Raw genomic sequence first — 18,441 nt, 5'->3', positions numbered from 1 at the left:
CCAGGCGATCGTGTGCTGCACGCTCGCCACTCACCGCTAGAGGCTTAAGGCCGCTTTTAAGCTATAATCCCGCCCTTTAGCTGCCCCGCACCCTTGGCGCGCGGCACATCAATTTTTCGCGGCGCTTGTCGCCCGTATGCAGACATAAGAGGCTAGACCCCCTGTGGCATTGACGATTCTTGGCCTGTCCGGCGCCCTTAGCCATGATCCTTCCGCAGCGCTGTACATTGACGGCAAGCTGATCGCGGCGGCCGAGGAAGAGCGCTTCGTACGCGATAAACATGCAAAGAACCGCATGCCCTACGAGTCGGCGAAGTTCTGCCTGGAACAGGCTGGCATCAAACCGTCCGACGTTGACGTGGTGGCGATTCCCTTCGCCCCGATCAGCCTGTTCGGCGAGGCTCGCTGGCACTACGCCAAGCGTTACTGGTACGCCCCGGACCGCGCCCTCGACGCGATCCTGATGGGTAACCGTCGCTACAAGCGCTATCGCCGCAAGATCGTCTGGTGCCTGGAGCAACTGGGCTTCGATCCGAAAAAAATCAAGATCGAGCCGGTCGAGCACCACCTGGCCCACGCCTCCAGCGCCTACCACTGCTCGGGCTTCCAGGAAAAAACCGCGATCCTGGGCATCGATGGCAAGGGCGAATACGCCACGACCTTCTTCGGCTACGGCGAAAACGGCAAGATCCACAAGATCAAGGAATTCTTCGACCCAGACTCCCTGGGTGGCCTGTACGGCGCGATCACCGAGTTTCTCGGTTTTGAAATGCTCGACGGTGAATTCAAGGTCATGGGCATGGCGCCTTACGGCGATGCCAGCAAGTACGATTTCTCGCGCCTGGCCTCGTTCGAAAACGGCGAGCTGGTGATCAACACCGACTATGCCAACGTGATCGGCCTGCGTCGCTATAAAGAGAAGGGCAAGGGTTTCTACTTCTCGCCGAAGCTGATCGAGTGGCTCGGCCCGAAACGCGAAGGCGACATCGCCGACGAGCCGTACATTCACTACGCGGCCAGCATGCAGGCGCTGTTCGAGAAGCTCGCGCTGCAAATGATCGATCACTACCTGGGCGACGTACTCAAGGAAACCGGCAAGCTGGCTTTCGCCGGCGGCTGCGCGTTGAACGTCAAGCTGAACCAGAAAATCATCGCCCGCGACGACGTCAAGGAGCTGTTCGTGCAACCGGCTTCCGGTGACGCCGGTACCGCGGTGGGTGCGGCGGCTTATGTGTCCCACGCCCGTGGTGTGCCGGTAGAGAAGATGGAACATGTCTACCTCGGCCCGGCCTACAGCAACGAAGACGTGATCGCTGCATGCGCCCGCCATCCGAGCAAGCCGGCATGGCGCAAGATCGACAACACGCCTGAGCGCATCGCCAAGATCATGGTCGACGGCAATCCGGTGGCCTGGTTCCAGGGGCGCATGGAGTTTGGCCCGCGCGCCCTGGGCGGTCGCTCGATCATTGGCTGCCCGAGCGCCAGCGGCGTGGCCGATCGCATCAACGAACAGATCAAGTTCCGCGAGCGCTGGAGGCCTTTCTGCCCGTCGATGCTCGACACCGTCGCGCCGCAGATGATCAAGGTCGACCACCCGGCGCCGTTCATGACCTTCACCTTCGAAGTGGCCGAAGAATGGAAAACCCGCGTGCCGGAAGTCGTCCATGAAGACGGCACGTCCCGGGCCCAGGTGCTCAAGCGTGAATACAACCCGCGCTACTACGACATGATGAAGGCGCTGGAAGTCCTGACCGGCAACGGCGTGTCGCTGAATACTTCGCTCAACCGTCGTGGCGAACCGATGATCTGCTCGCCGACCGACGCGCTGAACATGTTCTATGGTTCCGACCTGCAGTACCTGATCATGGAAGACATCCTGGTGGTCAAAGACGGCGTGGACGCTTATGACACGCTCGGCTGAGCGACATGTGCTGCAGTTCTGCCACGGTTATGACGGGCCGTTCCTCGACTGCGCCCGTCAGTACGCCAGCCTGTTCGCGGGCACTGGCTATCGCGTGACCACGGTGTTCCTCACCGGGGCGGCCGATGCTGAGGTCGCCGCCGGCTGTGCCTCGGACGAGGTGCTGTTCATGGAGTACAGCTCCAGTGCCGTTCGCGGCCTGAAGCTGGGTGCCATCAGCGATCTGCGCAAGATCGCCGCCTCACGCAATTTCAGTTTCTGCATTGCCCATCGCTTCAAGCCGATCTACATCGCCCTGCTGGGCACGCGCCTGCCGGTGATCGGCGTGCACCATGCCTTTGGTGACTACCAGCGGCGTACGCGCCGGCTGTTCGCCCATGTGTTTCGCAAGCGTCTGAGCCTGCTCGGAGTGTCCGATGCGGTGCGTGACGACATGCGTCGCTGCCTGCCGAAATGGCCGGCTACGCGGATCCAGACTCTCTACAACCGCATCGACCTCGATGCCGCCCAGGCCGGCCAAGTCTCCCGGGAGGAGGCGCGGCATACGCTCGGGCTGGATACGGACGCCTGGATTGTCGGCAATGTTGGCCGTCTGCACCCGGACAAGGACCAGGCCACACTGTTGCGCGGCTTTGCCGCGGCACTGGAGTATCTGCCGGTCAACAGCCAGTTGGCGATTCTCGGCAAGGGCCGTCTGGAGCAGGATCTCAAGGCACTGGCTCGTGAGCTGGGCATTGCTGATCGCGTGCTGTTCCTTGGCCAGGTGCCCGAGGCGCGCCGTTATTTCCGCGCTTTTGATGTGTTCGCCCTGAGCTCCGACCACGAACCGTTTGGCATGGTGCTGCTCGAAGCCATGGCCGCTGGCGTGCCGTTGCTGGCCACGGCCTGCGGCGGCGCCAAGGAAGTGGTCGAGGACGTGGGCATCTTGTTTCCGCTGGGCGACGCCGAGCACATGGCCCAGGGGCTGCAACACCTGGCGGCCATGGACGATCTGCAGCGTCGCCAATGCGCCGAGCTGATGCTCGACCGCTTGCGCGAACGCTTCTCGGATCGCGCCGTACGCGAGGCATTCTGGCGTTTGCCCCAAGTCACCGAACTGGCGCCGAGGGCCTGATGCTCAACCGATTCCAAGGCTGGCGCGAGCGCGGCTGGACCGCTGTCGATGCGTCGATTTATGCCCAGGCCTGGCAGCGTTTTGGCGGCAGTGTGGCGACCCATCCTTTGGTGGTCGAGCGCCTGGCGGCCCTGGCCGGGATTCCCGTGCGCTACCTGGCGTTCGAGCAGGATGGCGAACTCAAGGCCGCCATACCGACCTGGGGCCGCGACCTGGCGCTGTCCAAAGACGTGCTCAAGCGCAGCGGCAAGAAGGGCCTGTTCGACCTGGGCAATGCCGAGCTGATCCTGCCGGCGGCGCCCGATGCACAAGCCCCGTTGCGGCATCGTGGACGTTACCTGTCGGCCCTCAATGAGGGACGCTTCAGCGGCTTGAAGTTGCAGCAGGAACAACTGGCCATGGCCCGCACGCCGGAAGAACTGTCCAAGAAGTTTCGCTACAACCAGCGCCGCGAGTTGCGTTTGCTGGAAGAGGCGGGCGGGGTGGTACGGCCGGTCGACGAGTTTTCCAGCGCCGAGTTGGCCTCGATCTACTGTGACCTGTTCCTGCGTCGCTGGGGCTTTGCGGCCACCGGTGCCGAGCGCATGGGCGAGGTGATCGAGTTGCTGCGCGAATGGTTGATCGGCTCGGTGATTTTTCTCAACGATGCGCCGATTGCCATCCAGTTGGTGTATCGCGTCGAAGCGCCCGAGTGGATCAGCGTCGAGTACATCAACGGTGGCGTCGACCCGCAGACCCGCGAATTCAGCCCTGGCAGCGTGTTGAGCTTCCTCAACACCCAAAGCGCCTGGGAACATGCTCGTGCCGCCGGCAAGCCGTTGCGTTTTTCATTCGGCCGGGCGGACCGGGAATACAAGGACCGTTGGTGCAACCCCGTGCCGGTGTTTACCGTATGAACCCGCCCATGAGTCGCAAGCAACAGCTGCTCCGGCGCCACCGTCGCAACAAGCGCGTGGGGTTGTTACTCGCCCTGGTGGTGTTGGTGTCGCTGGGCGTCGCGGTGGCCTGGTGGCTGCCCCTGGTACTGGCGGTGCTGGGCTGGATCGCCCACGAGGCGTGGTTCGCCGATCACTTGTTCTATTCGCCCCGGGACGATTACCAATACAGCTTCCCGCCGTTCACCCAGCAACCCAAGGTGCATTTGAATGCCGGGCGGCTACGGTTGGACGAAGGCGTGATCCTGGACGATGGCGCGACGCTGATCCTCGCGCTGCGGATCAAGAGCACTTGGCTGGGACGCTTTATCGACCCGCTCGTCGAATTGTCGGGCGGCGAAAGGGACCTGCAAACTTTCGAGCGCGGGGTCAATGGCCTGCGCTATCTCAACCTCAGCGAGCAGGGTCCGGCGTTGTCCCGGGGCGAGCTGCGTCTGCGTGGGCGCCATTGCCGTTTGCTGGGCGAGCCGACGCTGTGGTCTTTCACGCCACCACAAGTCCAGCGCCAGCGGGTGATGGTCATCGCCCCTCACGCCGATGATGCGGAACTGGCTGCCTATGGTTTGTACAGCCAGGCAGACGAAACCTGGATTGTGACGCTGACCGCCGGTGAAATCGAAGCTGAGCATTATCAACAGATGGGCTTGGACCGTGTCGAGGCCGCGCGGCTCAAGGGCCGTTTGCGCGCCTGGGACAGCATTGCCGTACCGCGTTGGGCTGGGGTGCCTGAAGCGCACTGTGTGCAGTTGGGGTATTTCTGCCTGCAACTGGCGGCCATGCAGGCGGCGCCGAGCCAACCACAAGGCTCTCGCGAGGCTGGCCTGAGCGATATCCGGCTGTTCCGCCAGTTGAACCCGTTCACCTTGCCGGGCGATGCCGACGGCGCGCCGACCTGGAACAACCTGCTGGCGGACCTGCGCGAACTGCTGCTCAAGGCGCGTCCCGAAGTCATTGTATTGCCACATCCGACCCTCGATCCGCACCCCGATCATCTCTGCGCCCATCATGCCGTCCTGCAAGCCCTCGAAGGCCTGGAGTGGCAACCGACCACGCTGTTGGGCTACGCCAATCACCTGCACGACAATGATCGCTGGCCCATGGGGGATGCGGGCACAGGCATTGCGTTGCCGCCGTATTTCGAGCCGGCCCAGCCGATGCAGCCTGTCAGCCTGCCGCTGGCGTTGCCTGGACAGCGCGACAAGGCCATGGCGCTGGGCATGATGCATGACCTGCAACCGCGCGCGCCGTTCAAGCGACGCTTGCGCCGTGGCATCCAGCGCCTGCTGGCCGGGCGCACGGGCTCGCCGTATGGCGAGAACGAGTTTTTTCGCAAGGCTGTGCGTCGCCATGAGCTGTTCTGGCGGTTGTAACGGCCCAAGGTGGGGAGGCTTTGCGCTACGGCGCAAACCGGCCTCCGGTTATTTATCAAGTCGTTCGGTGCCGCAAGGAAAACGATGAAAGTTCTGTTTCTGGTGCAGAAAGAACAGCGGGCCATCCTGGACCGACTCTACGAAGGCGTGGCCGCTCATTGCGAGTGCGACTTGCGCTGGCTCGATAGCAAGGAACAACGCAACCTGCGGGGATATTTCCGCCGCCACGTGGATGTATCGCGTTATGACCGGATCGTGTTTTTCCTGCGTTTCAAGCAGGAGATCCGCCAGGCTGGTTTCATCCGCACGATCCCCAACCTGGTGATCCTCGAGCACGATGCCTACCAGAATTACATCCCGTGCAAATACACCGGCAAGTTCAGTGCGCATTACCGTCGCCTGCCGTGGGTGCGGGTGATCAGCTCCGGCTTCATGGTGACCGAACGTCTGCGCGGCGAAGGTTTCGATGCGGTTTTCGTGCCCAAGGGCTACGATCAGTCGTTATTGCAGGATCAGGGTCGTGAGCGGGACATCGAGTTGGCCTTCGTCGGCAGCACCAACAGTGTCGCCTACAGTGGTCGCAAGGCCCTGCTGGATGAGCTGGGGCGCGTTGAGCCGCTGGTCGTGACCCGGACCAAGTCCGGCGAAGAGTATTGCGAAACCCTTAACCGTATCCGTTTTTTCGTCAGTGCCGACGTAGGCATGGGCGAATTCATGATCAAGAATTTTGAAGCGATGGCCTGCGGTTGTGTGCTGCTGGCGTTCGATCAGGGCGTCGAGGAGGCGCGGGCGCTGGGGTTGCAGGACATGCACAACGTGGTGTTGTACCGTGACATCCCACAGCTCCAGGAAAAACTTTCCCGGCTGCGCGCCGACCCCGAGCTGGCGCGCAGTGTGGCGCACAACGGCCAGAAGCTGGCGCTTGAACAGTTCAGCTTCGCGCGCATCGGGCAGAAAATCGTTGAAGCATTGGAGCCGCCGCTGCGGCCTCGTGCCCCATTGAATCTGCTGGAAACATTGCGCCTGAAACTGGGCGTTTGATACGAACCGTTGAGCCATCCGGTGTTCAGATGGCGTTTGACTAAATGGTATTTCAGTGCAGTTTTCCGACGATAGTGACATTACCCTGGTGGTAACCAGTTGCGGCCGGCTCGACCTGCTCAAGCAGACCCTGGAGAGCTTCGACCGTTTCAACACCGCGCCGATCCGTGAGGTCTTCATTACCGAAGATGCCGGCGACGAAGGCGTACATGCGGTCATTCCCGCTCACTGGAAGGACCGCACGACGGCCTTCGTCAATCGACCGAAGCTGGGACAACTGGCTTCGATCGACCTGGCGTACGAGCACGTCAAGACGCCTTATATCTTTCACTGTGAAGATGACTGGGCGTTCTATCGCCCGGCCTTCGTGGAAGATTCGCGCACGATCCTGGAGCAACGGCCGGATATTCTTCAGGTGTGGTTGCGTAACTATGTCTACGATTTGTGCGTGCACAGTCCCTACATTCGCCTGGGCGAGCGTGAAGTCATCGGCGGCGTGCCCTGTTATCCATTGATTTCAGACAAGCCCGAATGGCAAAGCTTCTCCCTCAATCCTGGCCTGCGGCGGTTGAAGGAGTATCGGCTGTGTGCCCCTTTCGCCGGTTTCGGCGGTGAAAAAGCCTTGTCGCTTCGTTATGCCGAACTGAACTTGACGGCGGTCACGCTCGAAGGGGATGCTGTTTTGCATACCGGATTCGGGGTGCATGTGGAAGTACCCGTGGAGCGCCAGCGCAAGGCCCGCCGCAAGCGCCGCGAGCAAGTCAAGTTGTCCCTGGTTCTCTTGCTCGGGGTCTGCATTGGCTGGCTTATCAACTACTGAATGCCGCGAAGCATGAATCCTGGTCCGCGATAAAAGGTTTGCTGCTCGATGAGCATTATCAATGTCATGTGGGCGGGCGGTGCACCGTTCGCTTCGGTACACAAGGTCCATAATCAGATTCTCTCGCGGATGGAACCAGCGATGCCTGTCAAGACATGGCTCTTGCAGGGGTCGGCGGCTGCCTGCCAGATTGATGTCGGGGCGGCGCTTGAGTGGAATATGACATCGGCCCGGCTCAAGGGTCGACACGTTTGGCGCCTGCTAAAACCCCTGATGCACAATCGTTTCCGTCAGGCGTTGCTCGACAGCGATGCGCGTGTGGTATTGCTCGATGGCATCGGTGTGGCCCGTACCCTGTTGCCGGTCCTCAAGGTCATGCCGCAGATCCGCGTAGTGGTGATCTTCCATGGCGCGACACGGCTCAATCCTGCGGGGCGCGAGCTGTTGCGCGGCTTCCCTGCCTCCCGCCTGACCCTGGCTGCGGTCTCCCAGACCCTGGCGATGTCGCTCCAGGACGAGTTGGGCATGCAGGTCGCTGCGCTGCGTAGCGCGTTCGATCCGGCGCAATTCCAGGCCGCGCTGCTGTCTCGCGAAGCGGCACGTGCCCGACTGGGTCTACCAGACTCGCAGACGCGGATATTTGGCGCGGTGGGACGGCTGGTGGACAGCAAGGGGTTCGCCTGTCTGCTGGAGGCGTTTGGCCGGGCGGCGATCCACCACCCCGATTGGCGCCTGGTGATTGTCGGCGAGGGACCGAGGCGCGAAGCGCTGCAAGCGAGGATCGCCCGGCCGGATCTGGTCGACAAAGTCTTGCTGGTGGGGCATCTGGAGGATGTGGCGACGCTCTATCGGGCATTTGACTGGGTGCTGATCCCGTCCCTGGACGAGGGCCTTGGACTGACCCTCCAAGAGGCTGTCCTGGCTCGTGTCCCGGTGCTGGCCAGCGAACTTGCGGTCTTTCGTGAACAACTGGGCGACACCGGCTGGTACGCGATGCCCAACGACGAAAGTGGCTGGAGCGAGGCGATCGAACGAGCGGCGCAGGCTTCGGCCGATACGGTCGCAGCGGCTCAGTACCGGGCACTGGCCCCTGACGAGGCCTGGTCGAGTTTCAGCCAGGTCGCCCGGCAGTTGATCTCAGGCAGTCAGTAGGGCATTTTCCAATGCTTGCATCGGAAAGCTCCCGTTCAGGTTCTCTCGGGCAATATAACGAGCGAAATGCCGCAAGTTGCGACGTGCCAGATAGCGTGGCAGTGGCGAGCGCAGGAAGCGCATGTCGGCCACATCGATCAACCCCAGTTGGTTTTCAGGCGTGACGACGATGTTGCCCAGATGCAGCGAGCGAAAATAAATACCGCTGGCATGCAGGCTGCGGATCAACTCGACAAGCGCTGGAAGGGTATGCTGCCAGCTGAAGTTTTCCTGACTTGATAATTGACGCAGGGTTTTACCAGGAAGCGGTCGATACAGTACGGCGGTCATGCCGGGTTTTTGCAGCTTATAGAAGGCCAGCACTTCGAGGGTCGGTACGCCGAGCTTCTGCAGGCGGGCCGCATTATTGATGAATCGTGTTGAATAAGGCCTCAGAAGGGCCGAAGAAAAAAGCCGCTTGCGGCGAAACAGCTTGAGGATATTCCCATCCTGCAGCAGATAGACTTTTGGGCCGTAGCTGTCGGCCTCCAGAATGCTGGCGCCTTCAATCAATTGATTCAAAGCGGCTTGGGGAAGCCGTGAGGATTGCATCGTAGGGAAACCTTGTTGAAAGAACCGGTGCCGTGGCGGGCCATGATGCCCAAAAGTTTTTGTTTTCACCATGCCGGTTTGGCTGGTAGACCGTTTAGGAGCGTTAGATGCAGGCAACACGTTGGGCACAGGGCTGGATGGCCTTTGGCTTGTTATGGTTTTTGCTGGCGATAGCCCTGGCACCGACTAACAAGATTTATCAACAGGGGTTGGTTGTATTTGTCTGGCTGCCGGTGATCGTCTTCGCCTGGCCGGCCCGTCATCGGTTGGCGGAGGTATGGCGTGCCCAACGCGTGATCTACACGGCGCTGCTGGCGCTGATGGCCTGGGCCCTGGTGACACTGGCCTGGGCCGAAGTGGCAGAGCCTGCCCGCGAGGCCAAGCGATTGCTCTACATCCTGGCGTTCCTGTTGTTTTTCCCGATCTTTGCCAACGGTCAGCCCGAACGCGTGATTCGTATCATGCAATGGGGCGGCCTGGGGCTTGCGCTGACGGCCTTGTTGGCCATCATCCATTTCTATGGGTATGCGAACCATCACTGGAATGTGCGTCTGCAAGGGTTGGGGGAGTTGTCTCATCCAATCCTTGGCGGCTACGTGATCGGGTTGGCGGCAATCTGGATGTTGCATTGGATGCCACGTCATTTGGGGTTGCAAGTGCTTTGGGTCGTGGCCTTGGCGCTGTTGGGCATATTCGTCGTGGCGAGTCAGAGTCGCGGCGCTGCGCTGGCCTTGCTGCTCAGCGTACTGGCCATGCCGATCTATTGTCGTGACCAGAGGGCCCGGATTATCGCCGCCACGACCCTGGTGCTGGCGATGCTGACTTTCTGGTTGCTCGAACCGCTGGTCATGGAGCGTGGTGCTTCCTATCGACCCGAAATTCTCATGTCGAGCCTGCACATGATTGCCGAGCGCCCGTGGGGCGGCCTTGGCGCGGCGGCTGATTACCGGGTTATCGTCCACGGCCTCAAGTTCGATCACGCCCACAATCTGTTCAGCCATGTCACCATTCAACTCGGGCTGCCGGGGCTGCTGCTGTGGTGCATCGTCTGGTTCGCCGTGCTGCGCGAAGCCTGGCGTGCCCGGGAAAGCCTGCTGGGCCGGGGCGTGCTCGGTATGTGGGTGTTTTCATTCCTGGCGATGCAGTTCGACGCTGCGAGCCTGACCGGAACCCCCCGCGCCGAATGGTTCATTACCTGGCTGCCGATTGGTCTGGCCAGCGTTTTGACCTGGGCGCAGGCCAATGCCGGTGGCTGTGATAAAATTCCGCGTTCTTCCTAACCAGTGAGCCCGACGATGAGTGACGCACCGCCCAAAGCGGAACAGGATTCCAGCCTGAAGATCTATTTTCGGTTGCTGGGATACGTCAAACCCTACGCGGGCATTTTTCTGCTGAGTATCGTGGGTTTCGTGATATTTGCCTCGACCCAGCCCATGCTGGCCGGGATTCTCAAATATTTCGTCGACGGCTTGAGCAACCCCGATGCGGTGCTCTTCCCCAACGTGCCGTACCTCAAGGATTTGAAACTGCTGATGGCGGTGCCGCTGCTGATCGTTCTGATCGCTGCCTGGCAGGGCCTGGGGTCGTTCCTGGGCAACTATTACCTGGCCAAGGTTTCCTTGGGGCTGGTGCACGACTTGCGAGTCGAGTTGTTCAAGAAGTTGCTGGTGCTGCCTAATCGCTATTTCGACACCCACAATTCCGGGCACCTGATTTCCCGCATCACCTTCAACGTGACCATGGTCACCGGTGCTGCCACCGATGCCATCAAGGTGGTGATCCGCGAAGGTCTCTCCGTGGTGTTCCTCTTCGCCTACCTGGTGTGGATGAACTGGAAGCTGACCCTGGTGATGCTGGCGATCCTGCCGCTGATCGCGGTCATGGTCAGCAGTACCAGCAAGAAATTCCGCAAGCAGAGCAAAAAGATCCAGGTGGCCATGGGCGACGTGACTCACGTTGCCTCCGAGACCATCCAGGGCTACCGGGTGGTGCGCAGCTTCGGCGGTGAGGCCTATGAAGAGCAGCGCTTTACCAACGCCAGCCAGGGCAACACCGACAAGCAATTGCGCATGACTCGCACCGGCGCGGTCTACACGCCGATGTTGCAGTTGGTGATCTACACCGCCATGGCGGCCCTGATGTTCCTGGTGCTGTTCCTGCGCGGCGACGCGACGGCCGGTGACCTGGTGGCCTACATCACGGCTGCTGGTCTGCTGCCCAAGCCGATTCGCCAACTCTCGGAAGTCAGCTCCACCATCCAGAAAGGCGTGGCCGGTGCCGAGAGCATCTTCGAGCAACTGGATGTCGAGCCGGAGATCGACAGGGGGACCGTTGAGCAGGAGCGGGTCAGTGGTCGTCTCGATGTGCGCAACCTGAGCTTTACCTACCCCGACGCTGAGCGCGAGGTACTCAAGGACATCAGCTTCACGGCGGCACCCGGACAGATGATTGCATTGGTGGGCCGTTCAGGTAGTGGTAAATCGACCCTGGCGAGCCTTATCCCGCGCTTCTATCACCATGAGGTCGGCCAGATTCTGCTCGACGACGTGGAAATCGAAGACTACCGCCTGCGTAACCTGCGTCGTCATGTCGCCCAGGTGACCCAGCATGTCACGCTGTTCAATGACACGGTGGCCAACAATATCGCCTACGGTGACCTGGCCGGTGCGCCACGGGCCGACATTGAAAAGGCGGCTCGGGATGCCTATGCGATGGACTTCATCGAGCAGTTGCCCGATGGCCTGGACACGGAGGTCGGCGAAAACGGCGTGTTACTGTCCGGCGGCCAGCGCCAGCGCCTGGCCATTGCCCGGGCGTTGTTGAAGAACGCGCCGCTGCTGATCCTCGACGAGGCCACCTCGGCGCTGGACACCGAATCCGAACGGCATATCCAGGCCGCGCTGGATCAGGTCATGAAAGGCCGTACGACCCTGGTCATCGCCCATCGTCTGTCGACCATCGAAAAAGCCGACATGATCCTGGTGATGGACCAGGGCCGTATCGTCGAGCGGGGAACCCATGGCGAGCTCCTGGCGCAGAACGGCTACTACGCGCGTCTTCACGCCATGGGGCTGGACGCCCCCGCCGAGAATATCGCCTGAGTTCGGATTCCAGGCTGTGACAGCCGGCCTGTTTCTCTCGGCCGGCTTCGATCAACTGTGGGACACAAATGTTGTGTGCAGCCAGTACCAATGTGCGAGCTTGCTCGCGATAGCGGTGTCTCCGGGGCGGCGATGTCGAATGTTCCGACGCCATCGCGAGCAGGCTCGCTCCCACAAGTTTGTATCGAAATCCTTACCCGCCTTGACCAACCCACAATAAATCCGCGACTCGTGACTGCTAAGGTCTGGCCACAGGACTTTTCCTGGACCAACTTAGTCATCGAGGGGGCCATCCCTCTCGCGCGGGTGCTTGAATGTTGCAACGCTATCTCTGGAAGCTACTGCCCAAGTCGCAGCGTTCCTTTCTGTTGGGGCGCCTGTCGGTTGTCGACCGACAGGTCGTGAACAAATCGATGTCGGCCAATTGCCGTTTTCCCGAAGCTTTCGCCCAACGCGGCTGTTTGTTCATCCATGTGCCAAAATGCGCCGGCAGCAGTATTTGCGTCGGGCTTTTCGATGGCTACAGCCCGGGCCACCTGCCGTTGTACTGGTACGAAGAGCAGTTTGCGCAGCAGTACGCCGCCAGTTTCAAGTTTGCCTTTGTCCGTGATCCGCTGGAACGTGCATATTCGGCCTATGCTTTCCTGCGGGGCAACACGTTGGGGGCGCGCGACCATGCGGCTCAGAAACTGGTCGGCCAATACCGCGACTTCGACGATTTTGTCGTTCGCTGGCTGCATCCGGAGAACATCACCCGGCAATTGCATTTCGCTGCGCAGACAGATTTCCTCACCGACTCCCTCGGCCACCTGGCGTTGGACTTCATCGGTTATCAGGAATACCTGGAGCGGGACTATCAGCGGGTGTGCGAGTACCTGGGGCTGGCTGCGACGTTGCCCCATGTGAACCGCACCCGCCAGCGCGTCGTGGTGCCGGTACGGGACATTTGCTCGGTACGGACCCGTCGGCTGGTGCGGCGGGTGTACCAACGTGACTACGAGATGCTTGGTTATGAATGAAACGTCAAAGGTATCGATGCAACAGGTGCAGATTCGTCCTTATGCGCAGGCGCTCACGCCCGAGGATCGGGCTGCCATCAAAGCCCAGCGCCCACGTTGTATCTGGCTGACCGGACTGTCGGGGGCGGGCAAGTCGACACTGGCCAATGCCTTGGAGGTGCAACTCAACCAGCAGGGTTTGCACACCGCCCTGCTCGATGGCGACAACCTGCGCCAGGGGCTGTGCCGGGGCCTGGGCATGGATGCCGAGGCCCGCAAGGAAAATATCCGCCGCATTGCCGAGGTGGCGCGCCTGATGGTCGACGCCGGCCTGATCGTCATCGTTGCGGCCATCTCACCGTTTCGCGCCGACCGGGAAGCGGCTCGACAGTTGTTTGCCCAAGGCACCTTCGTGGAAGTCTATGTGAGTACGCCTTTCGACGTCTGTGCCCAGCGTGACCCCAAGGGGTTGTACCGCGAAGCCCGTGCCGGGCGGATCAAGAACTTCACCGGGCTCGACAGTCCCTACGAGGCGCCACTCGCGCCGGACTGCGCGATCGATACCAGCGAGGTGGAAATGGCCCAGGCCTGTGCCCGGCTGTCGGCGTTGCTGCAGATTTGATCGAGCGCGCATCCTGGGGTCGCCTTGCAGCCATGGATAAGCCTTCGCCAACCCTGTGCTAATATCGCGGCCCTGTTCATTTTGTATGTGGGATGCTCCATGAAGTTGTCCATGCCGCGATTCGATCAAGCCCCTGTATTGGTGGTCGGCGATGTCATGCTCGACCGCTACTGGCATGGCGGTACCTCACGGATTTCCCCTGAGGCCCCGGTACCGGTGGTCAAGGTCGAGCACATCGAGGATCGCCCCGGTGGTGCCGCCAACGTTGCCCTGAACATCGCCGCCCTCGGCGCGCCGGCCTCCCTGGTGGGGGTGACCGGCGACGACGAGGCTGCCGACAGCCTGACCAACAGCCTCAAGGGGGCGGGTGTGCGGGCGATATTCCAGCGCATCGCGCACCAGCCGACCATCGTCAAGCTGCGGGTCATGAGTCGTCACCAGCAACTGCTGCGTATCGACTTCGAAGAGCCGTTCGCCACTGATCCCCTGGCCCTCGGTGCCGAGGTCGACAACCTGCTCGAAGGTATCAAGGTCCTGGTGTTGTCGGACTACGGCAAAGGCGCGTTGAAAAACCACCAGGTGCTGATCCAGGCTGCCCGTGCCCGTGGTATTCCGGTCCTGGCCGATCCCAAGGGCAAGGATTTTTCCATCTACCGTGGCGCCAGCCTGATCACGCCGAACCTCAGCGAATTCGAAACCATCGTCGGCGGTTGCGTCGATGAGCACGACCTGGTGAGCAAAGGCGCGCAACTGATGCAAGACCTTGACCTCGGCGCCTTGCTGGTGACCCGTGGCGAGCATGGCATGACCCTGCTGCGCCCCGATCACCCCGCGTTGCACCTGCCGGCCCGTGCCCGTGAAGTGTTCGACGTGACGGGTGCCGGCGATACCGTGATTTCCACCCTGGCCGCGGCGATCGCTGCCGGCGAGGAATTACCCCACGCGGTAGCCCTGGCGAACCTGGCGGCGGGCATTGTCGTTGGCAAGCTCGGCACGGCGGCCATCAGCGCTCCCGAGCTACGCCGCGCCATCCAGCGCGAGGAAGGATCCGAGCGAGGCGTGCTGGGCCTGGAACAACTGCTGCTGGCCGTTGACGACGCCCGAGCTCACAACGAAAGAATCGTCTTCACCAACGGTTGCTTCGACATCCTGCACGCTGGCCACGTGACCTACCTGGAGCAGGCCAGGGCCCAAGGCGATCGCCTGATCGTCGCGGTCAACGACGATGCGTCCGTAAGCCGTCTCAAAGGACCGGGTCGCCCGATCAACAGCGTCGACCGGCGCATGGCGGTCCTGGCCGGCCTGGGCGCGGTGGACTGGGTGATCAGCTTCAGCGAGGGCACGCCGGAAAACCTGCTGCGCCAGGTCAAGCCGGATGTGCTGGTCAAGGGCGGTGACTACGGCATCGATCAGGTCGTGGGCGCGGACATCGTCACACGGCCTACGGCGGTACGGTGAAGGTGTTGGGGCTGGTGGAAAACAGCTCGACGACGGCGATTGTGGAAAAGATCCGCAATAACTGAGCCGCAGTTTGTAGGGCCTGGCGGCTGTTGTGGCGAGGGAGCTTGCTCCCGCTGGGTTGCGCAGCAACCCCTTTTTTATGGGCGCTGCGCACCCAAGCGGGAGCAAGCTCCCTCGCCACAGAAGCGTTCCAATTGCTGTAACTAACGAGCCACCTTGCGCGGCACGATCTTCTTGAGCAATTGCCGGGCCTTGCCCTTGAGTCGGGTCAGGCCCGACTCCTTGCCCGGTGGTGTCAGCCCTTGCTGGCGCAGCCAGTCCTTCCAGCGAATCCGCTCGTCGCGCACCAGCCAGCCATCCTGTCGGGCGAAACTTTCCGCCAGGTACAGCCCCCCGAGTGCTGGCCGGGTACAACTGATCCTTTTTCAAGGTGTACAGCTCAGGCAAGGGCTGCCCATCCTGCAGCGGCATCAGGTACAGGTCAGGCCGCTTGCGGTCCAGGCGCGCAACCAGTTGATCGCCCTCCAGGCGCTCATCAACGTGAAACAGGCTCAGGGACTTGGCTTCCCTGGGCACATCCAGGCGTAAGTCATAGATCAGTTGCAGTGATGCCGTCGGCAGGTGCACGTAGGCCCGTGGCCGCTCGATCAGTTGCAGGTTGGCGCTGCGCACCGGGCGGGCCGAGCCCGACAGCGGCGTCAGGCGAAACGGCAAGGCTTCGCGATAATGCAGGGCCGTGGCGTAGGGGGCCGGCAGCCAGGTGTCGTTGAAACGCCCGCCAAGCCAGCCTTCAGGGGTTTCCAGCAGGCATTCTTCGGCGATCTCGCTGATGGCGGTGAGCAGCGGCAGGTTCAGTTCATGGGCCGGGACGTAGCCGGAAATCAGCTTGAGCACCACGTCGCCGCGATCCTGTCGGCGTTGGCGCACCAGCACCCAGTAATCGCGGTTCTGCCAATGCAGGGTCAGGCGCACCGAGACGCCCAGGTTGGCCAGCTCCAGGGAGAAGCGCTCGGCATCGGCCACCGCGACAGGGCGGCGGCGCTGCAAGGTCTGGGCGAAATTCAGTGGCATCCCGACGCTCTGGTAAGTCAGGCCTTCGGGTGTTGCTTCGACGAACAGGGGCAGGGTCTTGAAGTTGCTTGGATTCTTTCTGATGAGCGTACGCGGCATGTCGGCTCCTTCCTTAAGGCCGCGTAGGGCGGCGTCAGTTTTTACGCAGGACCTTGGCTACGGTCGCGACGTTATGGGCGAGGTGCAGCGGATTGATGGTGCCGACAATAGCACTGGCGACCCCGGGATGCTCAAACAACAGTTCGAAACTGGCACGGACCGGGTCCACGCCCGGGCTCAGGCAGACGTGACCGCTGGCCAGGGCTTTCTTCACCAGGATCGCTTTGCCGTGCTCGCTGGCGTAGTCAATGACCGCCTTTTCGTTTCGTTCGTTCAGATTGTAGGTGACCATCGCACAATCGCCTTGCTCCAAGGCTTTCAAGCCGCCGTCGACGGTCTTGCCGGAAAAACCGAAACCGCCGATCTTGCCTTCGCGCTTGAGTGCCGCCAGGGTCGGGTAGACCTCGCTGTCGTTGAGGATCGCCAGGTCGTTGCCGTCGGAATGCACCAGCACCAGGTCGATATAGTCGGTTTCCAGGCGCTTGAGGCTGCGTTCCACCGAGAAGCGGGTATGGGCGGCACTGAAGTCGTGGCGTGACTGGCCATCGCTGAATTCTTCGCCGACCTTGCTGACAATCACCCAGTCCTGGCGTTGGCCACGCAACAGCGGGCCGAGACGTTCTTCGCTGCGGCCATAGGCCGGCGCGGTGTCGATCAGGTTGATACCCAGGTCGCGTGCCTGTTTGAGCAACATGCGCGCTTCGTCGTCATCGGGGATCCGAAAGCCGTTGGGGTATTTGACGCCCTGGTCGCGGCCCAGCTTGACGGTGCCCAGGCCCAACGGGGAGACCCGCGGGCCATCATGGCCCAAGGGGCGATAGAGGTCATGCAGGGTCGGTTGGCTCATGGCAACAGTTGCTCCCAGGCAGGCACGCCCATCGGCGGCTTCGGCAGCTCCGGCAAGGGGGCAGGGTGACTGGGTTGGATGCCATCGCGTTGCAGCGCATTGACCACCCGATCGGCGAAGTCCGGGGCCAGGGCCAGTTTGGTCGGCCAACCCACCAGCAGACGATCCTGCTCGGCGAGGAAGGCGTTGTCCGGGCGGGTCAGGCCCGACTGCAACGGTTCGGCGCGGTCAACCCGCAGCGTGGCCCATTGCGCGGTGCTGAGGTCGATCCACGGCAGCAATTGGCCAAGTTCTTTCTGAGCGACGGCGATCTGCTCGGCGGGTTCGCGGGCGATGGCATCGCCTTCGGCGAGGTCACCCCCCAGGTACCAGACCCATTGGCCATTGGCGGCCGGGTGGGTGGTCACGGTGACGCGCGGCTTCGGTCCCCCGCCCAGGCAATGGGCGTAAAGGGGCTTGAGGCTCGGCCCCTTGGCCAAAACCATGTGCAACGGCCGGGTCTGCATGGCCGGTTTGTCCAGGCCCAGGGCTTTGAGCAGGTCAGCGGTGCCCGCGCCAGCGCTGAGGATAATGCGTTGGGCACGGATCTCGCGGTCGTCGACCTTCAGGCCGACCAGCTCACCCGCTTCGCGCAATGGCTCGATGCGCTGCCCGGCCAGCAGGCTGTCGCCGGCCAGTTCCGCCAGGCGCGCGATCAGGCTGGGCACGTCCACCACCAGTTCGGCCAGGCGATAGACCTTGCCCTTGAAGCGCTTGTCTTGCAGGGCCGGCGGCAGTTGATCGCCCTTGACCTGGTCGACTCGCCCGCGCACGGCCTTGCTGGCAAAGAAACTGGTGAGGTTGCCGGCCAGGGTGCCGGGGGACCAGAGGTAATGGGCGTCGGAAAGCATACGCACACCGGACAGGTCCAGTTCACCTTCCCCTTTCAGGGCTTCGCGCCAGCGGCGCGGCATGTCGGCGATGGCTTCCGAGGCACCGGTCAGGGCGCCATGCAAGGCGTACTTGGCGCCGCCATGGATGATGCCCTGGGATTTGACACTCTGCCCGCCGCCGAGGCTGGCGCTTTCCACCAGCACGGTCGAAAAACCCTGGCGCCGCAGGCGGGCGTTCAGCCAGAGACCGGCGACGCCTGCGCCGACAATCAGAATGTCGGTGGAAATAACGGATGACATGAGCGACCTCAGTGTTCAAGACGAGGGCGCAGTATACAGACTCGATGGGTGGAGTTTTCGCCGCTCAACCTGTGGGAGCAAAGCTTGCTCGCGATACAGGCGCCTCGGTTCCAGAGAGACCGCGTC

14 protein-coding genes and 2 pseudogenes are annotated in these 18,441 nt (G+C 61.9%); 12 read left to right on the top strand and 4 right to left on the bottom strand.

Going from position 1 to position 18,441, the window contains the following annotated elements; genetic code table 11:
- The first annotated feature begins 163 nt into the window (after positions 1–163).
- From GN234_RS15650 to GN234_RS15620, 7 genes are all read left to right on the top strand, one after another.
- Positions 164–1,921, top strand: coding sequence for a carbamoyltransferase family protein (locus tag GN234_RS15650; RefSeq protein ID WP_109752114.1), 1,758 nt, complete (start codon positions 164–166; stop codon positions 1,919–1,921).
- Positions 1,905–3,035 carry a glycosyltransferase gene (locus GN234_RS15645; protein ID WP_109752115.1) on the top strand — a complete coding sequence of 377 codons (1,131 nt, stop codon included), beginning with the start codon at positions 1,905–1,907 and terminating at the stop codon, positions 3,033–3,035. Before GN234_RS15650 ends, GN234_RS15645 begins: the two co-directional genes overlap by 17 nt.
- Positions 3,035–3,931: an antimicrobial resistance protein Mig-14 gene (locus tag GN234_RS15640; protein ID WP_116834021.1), complete on the top strand. Its 897-nt coding sequence runs from the start codon at positions 3,035–3,037 to the stop codon at positions 3,929–3,931. The genes GN234_RS15645 and GN234_RS15640 overlap by 1 nt, the downstream gene beginning before the upstream one ends.
- 8 nt (positions 3,932–3,939) lie before the next feature.
- Positions 3,940–5,340, top strand: a complete 1,401-nt coding sequence (locus GN234_RS15635) for a PIG-L deacetylase family protein (protein ID WP_109752117.1) — start codon at positions 3,940–3,942, stop codon at positions 5,338–5,340.
- A gap of 84 nt (positions 5,341–5,424) precedes the next feature.
- On the top strand, positions 5,425–6,381 hold the full coding sequence (locus GN234_RS15630) for a glycosyltransferase family protein (protein ID WP_109752118.1): 957 nt from the start codon (positions 5,425–5,427) through the stop codon (positions 6,379–6,381).
- Positions 6,382–6,436: 55 nt separating this feature from the next.
- A complete protein-coding gene (locus GN234_RS15625) occupies positions 6,437–7,201 on the top strand; it encodes a glycosyltransferase family protein (protein ID WP_109752119.1) in 765 nt (254 codons plus the stop codon).
- Between the two features lie 48 nt (positions 7,202–7,249).
- Positions 7,250–8,353, top strand: a complete 1,104-nt coding sequence (locus GN234_RS15620) for a glycosyltransferase (protein ID WP_109752120.1) — start codon at positions 7,250–7,252, stop codon at positions 8,351–8,353.
- On the opposite strand, the gene GN234_RS15615 is transcribed toward GN234_RS15620, so the two are convergent.
- Positions 8,339–8,944, bottom strand: coding sequence for a BUD32 family EKC/KEOPS complex subunit (locus GN234_RS15615; RefSeq protein ID WP_116834023.1), 606 nt, complete (start codon positions 8,942–8,944; stop codon positions 8,339–8,341). The two genes, GN234_RS15620 and GN234_RS15615, sit on opposite strands and share 15 nt — an antisense overlap.
- Before the next feature lie 107 nt (positions 8,945–9,051).
- Here GN234_RS15615 and GN234_RS15610 point away from each other — a divergent pair, with 107 nt between their 5' ends.
- The 5 genes and pseudogenes from GN234_RS15610 (at position 9,052) to hldE (ending at position 15,188) form a co-directional block, all read left to right on the top strand.
- Positions 9,052–10,224 carry an O-antigen ligase family protein gene (locus GN234_RS15610; RefSeq protein WP_163855578.1) on the top strand — a complete coding sequence of 391 codons (1,173 nt, stop codon included), beginning with the start codon at positions 9,052–9,054 and terminating at the stop codon, positions 10,222–10,224.
- Between the two features lie 15 nt (positions 10,225–10,239).
- Positions 10,240–12,045: a lipid A export permease/ATP-binding protein MsbA gene (gene msbA / locus GN234_RS15605; RefSeq protein WP_109752123.1), complete on the top strand. Its 1,806-nt coding sequence runs from the start codon at positions 10,240–10,242 to the stop codon at positions 12,043–12,045.
- Positions 12,046–12,359: 314 nt separating this feature from the next.
- Positions 12,360–13,064, top strand: coding sequence for a sulfotransferase family 2 domain-containing protein (locus tag GN234_RS15600; protein WP_176688734.1), 705 nt, complete (start codon positions 12,360–12,362; stop codon positions 13,062–13,064).
- The gene (gene cysC / locus GN234_RS15595) at positions 13,057–13,665 is read left to right on the top strand and encodes an adenylyl-sulfate kinase (protein ID WP_176688733.1); all 609 of its coding nucleotides are present in this window, start codon (positions 13,057–13,059) and stop codon (positions 13,663–13,665) included. Before GN234_RS15600 ends, cysC begins: the two co-directional genes overlap by 8 nt.
- Positions 13,666–13,764: 99 nt before the next feature.
- Positions 13,765–15,188 (top strand): annotated as a pseudogene (gene hldE, locus GN234_RS15590) (bifunctional D-glycero-beta-D-manno-heptose-7-phosphate kinase/D-glycero-beta-D-manno-heptose 1-phosphate adenylyltransferase HldE).
- 141 nt (positions 15,189–15,329) lie between these two features.
- Here the strand turns inward: hldE and GN234_RS15585 are convergent.
- The 3 genes and pseudogenes from GN234_RS15585 to GN234_RS15575 form a co-directional block, all read right to left on the bottom strand.
- Positions 15,330–16,296, bottom strand: a pseudogene (locus tag GN234_RS15585) (metal ABC transporter ATPase).
- A 34-nt stretch (positions 16,297–16,330) separates the two neighbouring features.
- Positions 16,331–17,143 (bottom strand): aldo/keto reductase, encoded by an 813-nt coding sequence (locus tag GN234_RS15580; RefSeq protein ID WP_109752129.1) that lies wholly within the window; start codon positions 17,141–17,143, stop codon positions 16,331–16,333.
- Entirely contained in the window at positions 17,140–18,315 is a 1,176-nt protein-coding gene (locus tag GN234_RS15575; RefSeq protein WP_109752130.1) for an NAD(P)/FAD-dependent oxidoreductase, read from the bottom strand. Before GN234_RS15575 ends, GN234_RS15580 begins: the two co-directional genes overlap by 4 nt.
- Between the last annotated feature and the right edge of the window lie 126 nt (positions 18,316–18,441).

Source organism: Pseudomonas bijieensis (assembly GCF_013347965.1).
GTDB classification, from domain to species: Bacteria; Pseudomonadota; Gammaproteobacteria; order Pseudomonadales; family Pseudomonadaceae; genus Aquipseudomonas; species Aquipseudomonas bijieensis.
The sequence above is the reverse complement of the archived record's forward strand: the minus strand, read 5'-3'. Positions and strand labels throughout refer to the sequence as shown.

Coding starts and splice junctions, on each gene's coding strand:
- GN234_RS15620 (WP_109752120.1), top strand. CDS start 7,250: ATGAGCATTATCAATGTCATGTGGGCGGGCGGTGCACCGTTCGCTTCG.
- GN234_RS15610 (WP_163855578.1), top strand. CDS start 9,052: ATGCAGGCAACACGTTGGGCACAGGGCTGGATGGCCTTTGGCTTGTTA.
- GN234_RS15645 (WP_109752115.1), top strand. CDS start 1,905: ATGACACGCTCGGCTGAGCGACATGTGCTGCAGTTCTGCCACGGTTAT.
- GN234_RS15630 (WP_109752118.1), top strand. CDS start 5,425: ATGAAAGTTCTGTTTCTGGTGCAGAAAGAACAGCGGGCCATCCTGGAC.
- msbA (WP_109752123.1), top strand. CDS start 10,240: ATGAGTGACGCACCGCCCAAAGCGGAACAGGATTCCAGCCTGAAGATC.
- cysC (WP_176688733.1), top strand. CDS start 13,057: ATGAATGAAACGTCAAAGGTATCGATGCAACAGGTGCAGATTCGTCCT.
- GN234_RS15600 (WP_176688734.1), top strand. CDS start 12,360: ATGTTGCAACGCTATCTCTGGAAGCTACTGCCCAAGTCGCAGCGTTCC.
- GN234_RS15635 (WP_109752117.1), top strand. CDS start 3,940: ATGAGTCGCAAGCAACAGCTGCTCCGGCGCCACCGTCGCAACAAGCGC.
- GN234_RS15640 (WP_116834021.1), top strand. CDS start 3,035: ATGCTCAACCGATTCCAAGGCTGGCGCGAGCGCGGCTGGACCGCTGTC.
- GN234_RS15575 (WP_109752130.1), bottom strand. CDS start 18,315: ATGTCATCCGTTATTTCCACCGACATTCTGATTGTCGGCGCAGGCGTC.
- GN234_RS15615 (WP_116834023.1), bottom strand. CDS start 8,944: ATGCAATCCTCACGGCTTCCCCAAGCCGCTTTGAATCAATTGATTGAA.
- GN234_RS15580 (WP_109752129.1), bottom strand. CDS start 17,143: ATGAGCCAACCGACCCTGCATGACCTCTATCGCCCCTTGGGCCATGAT.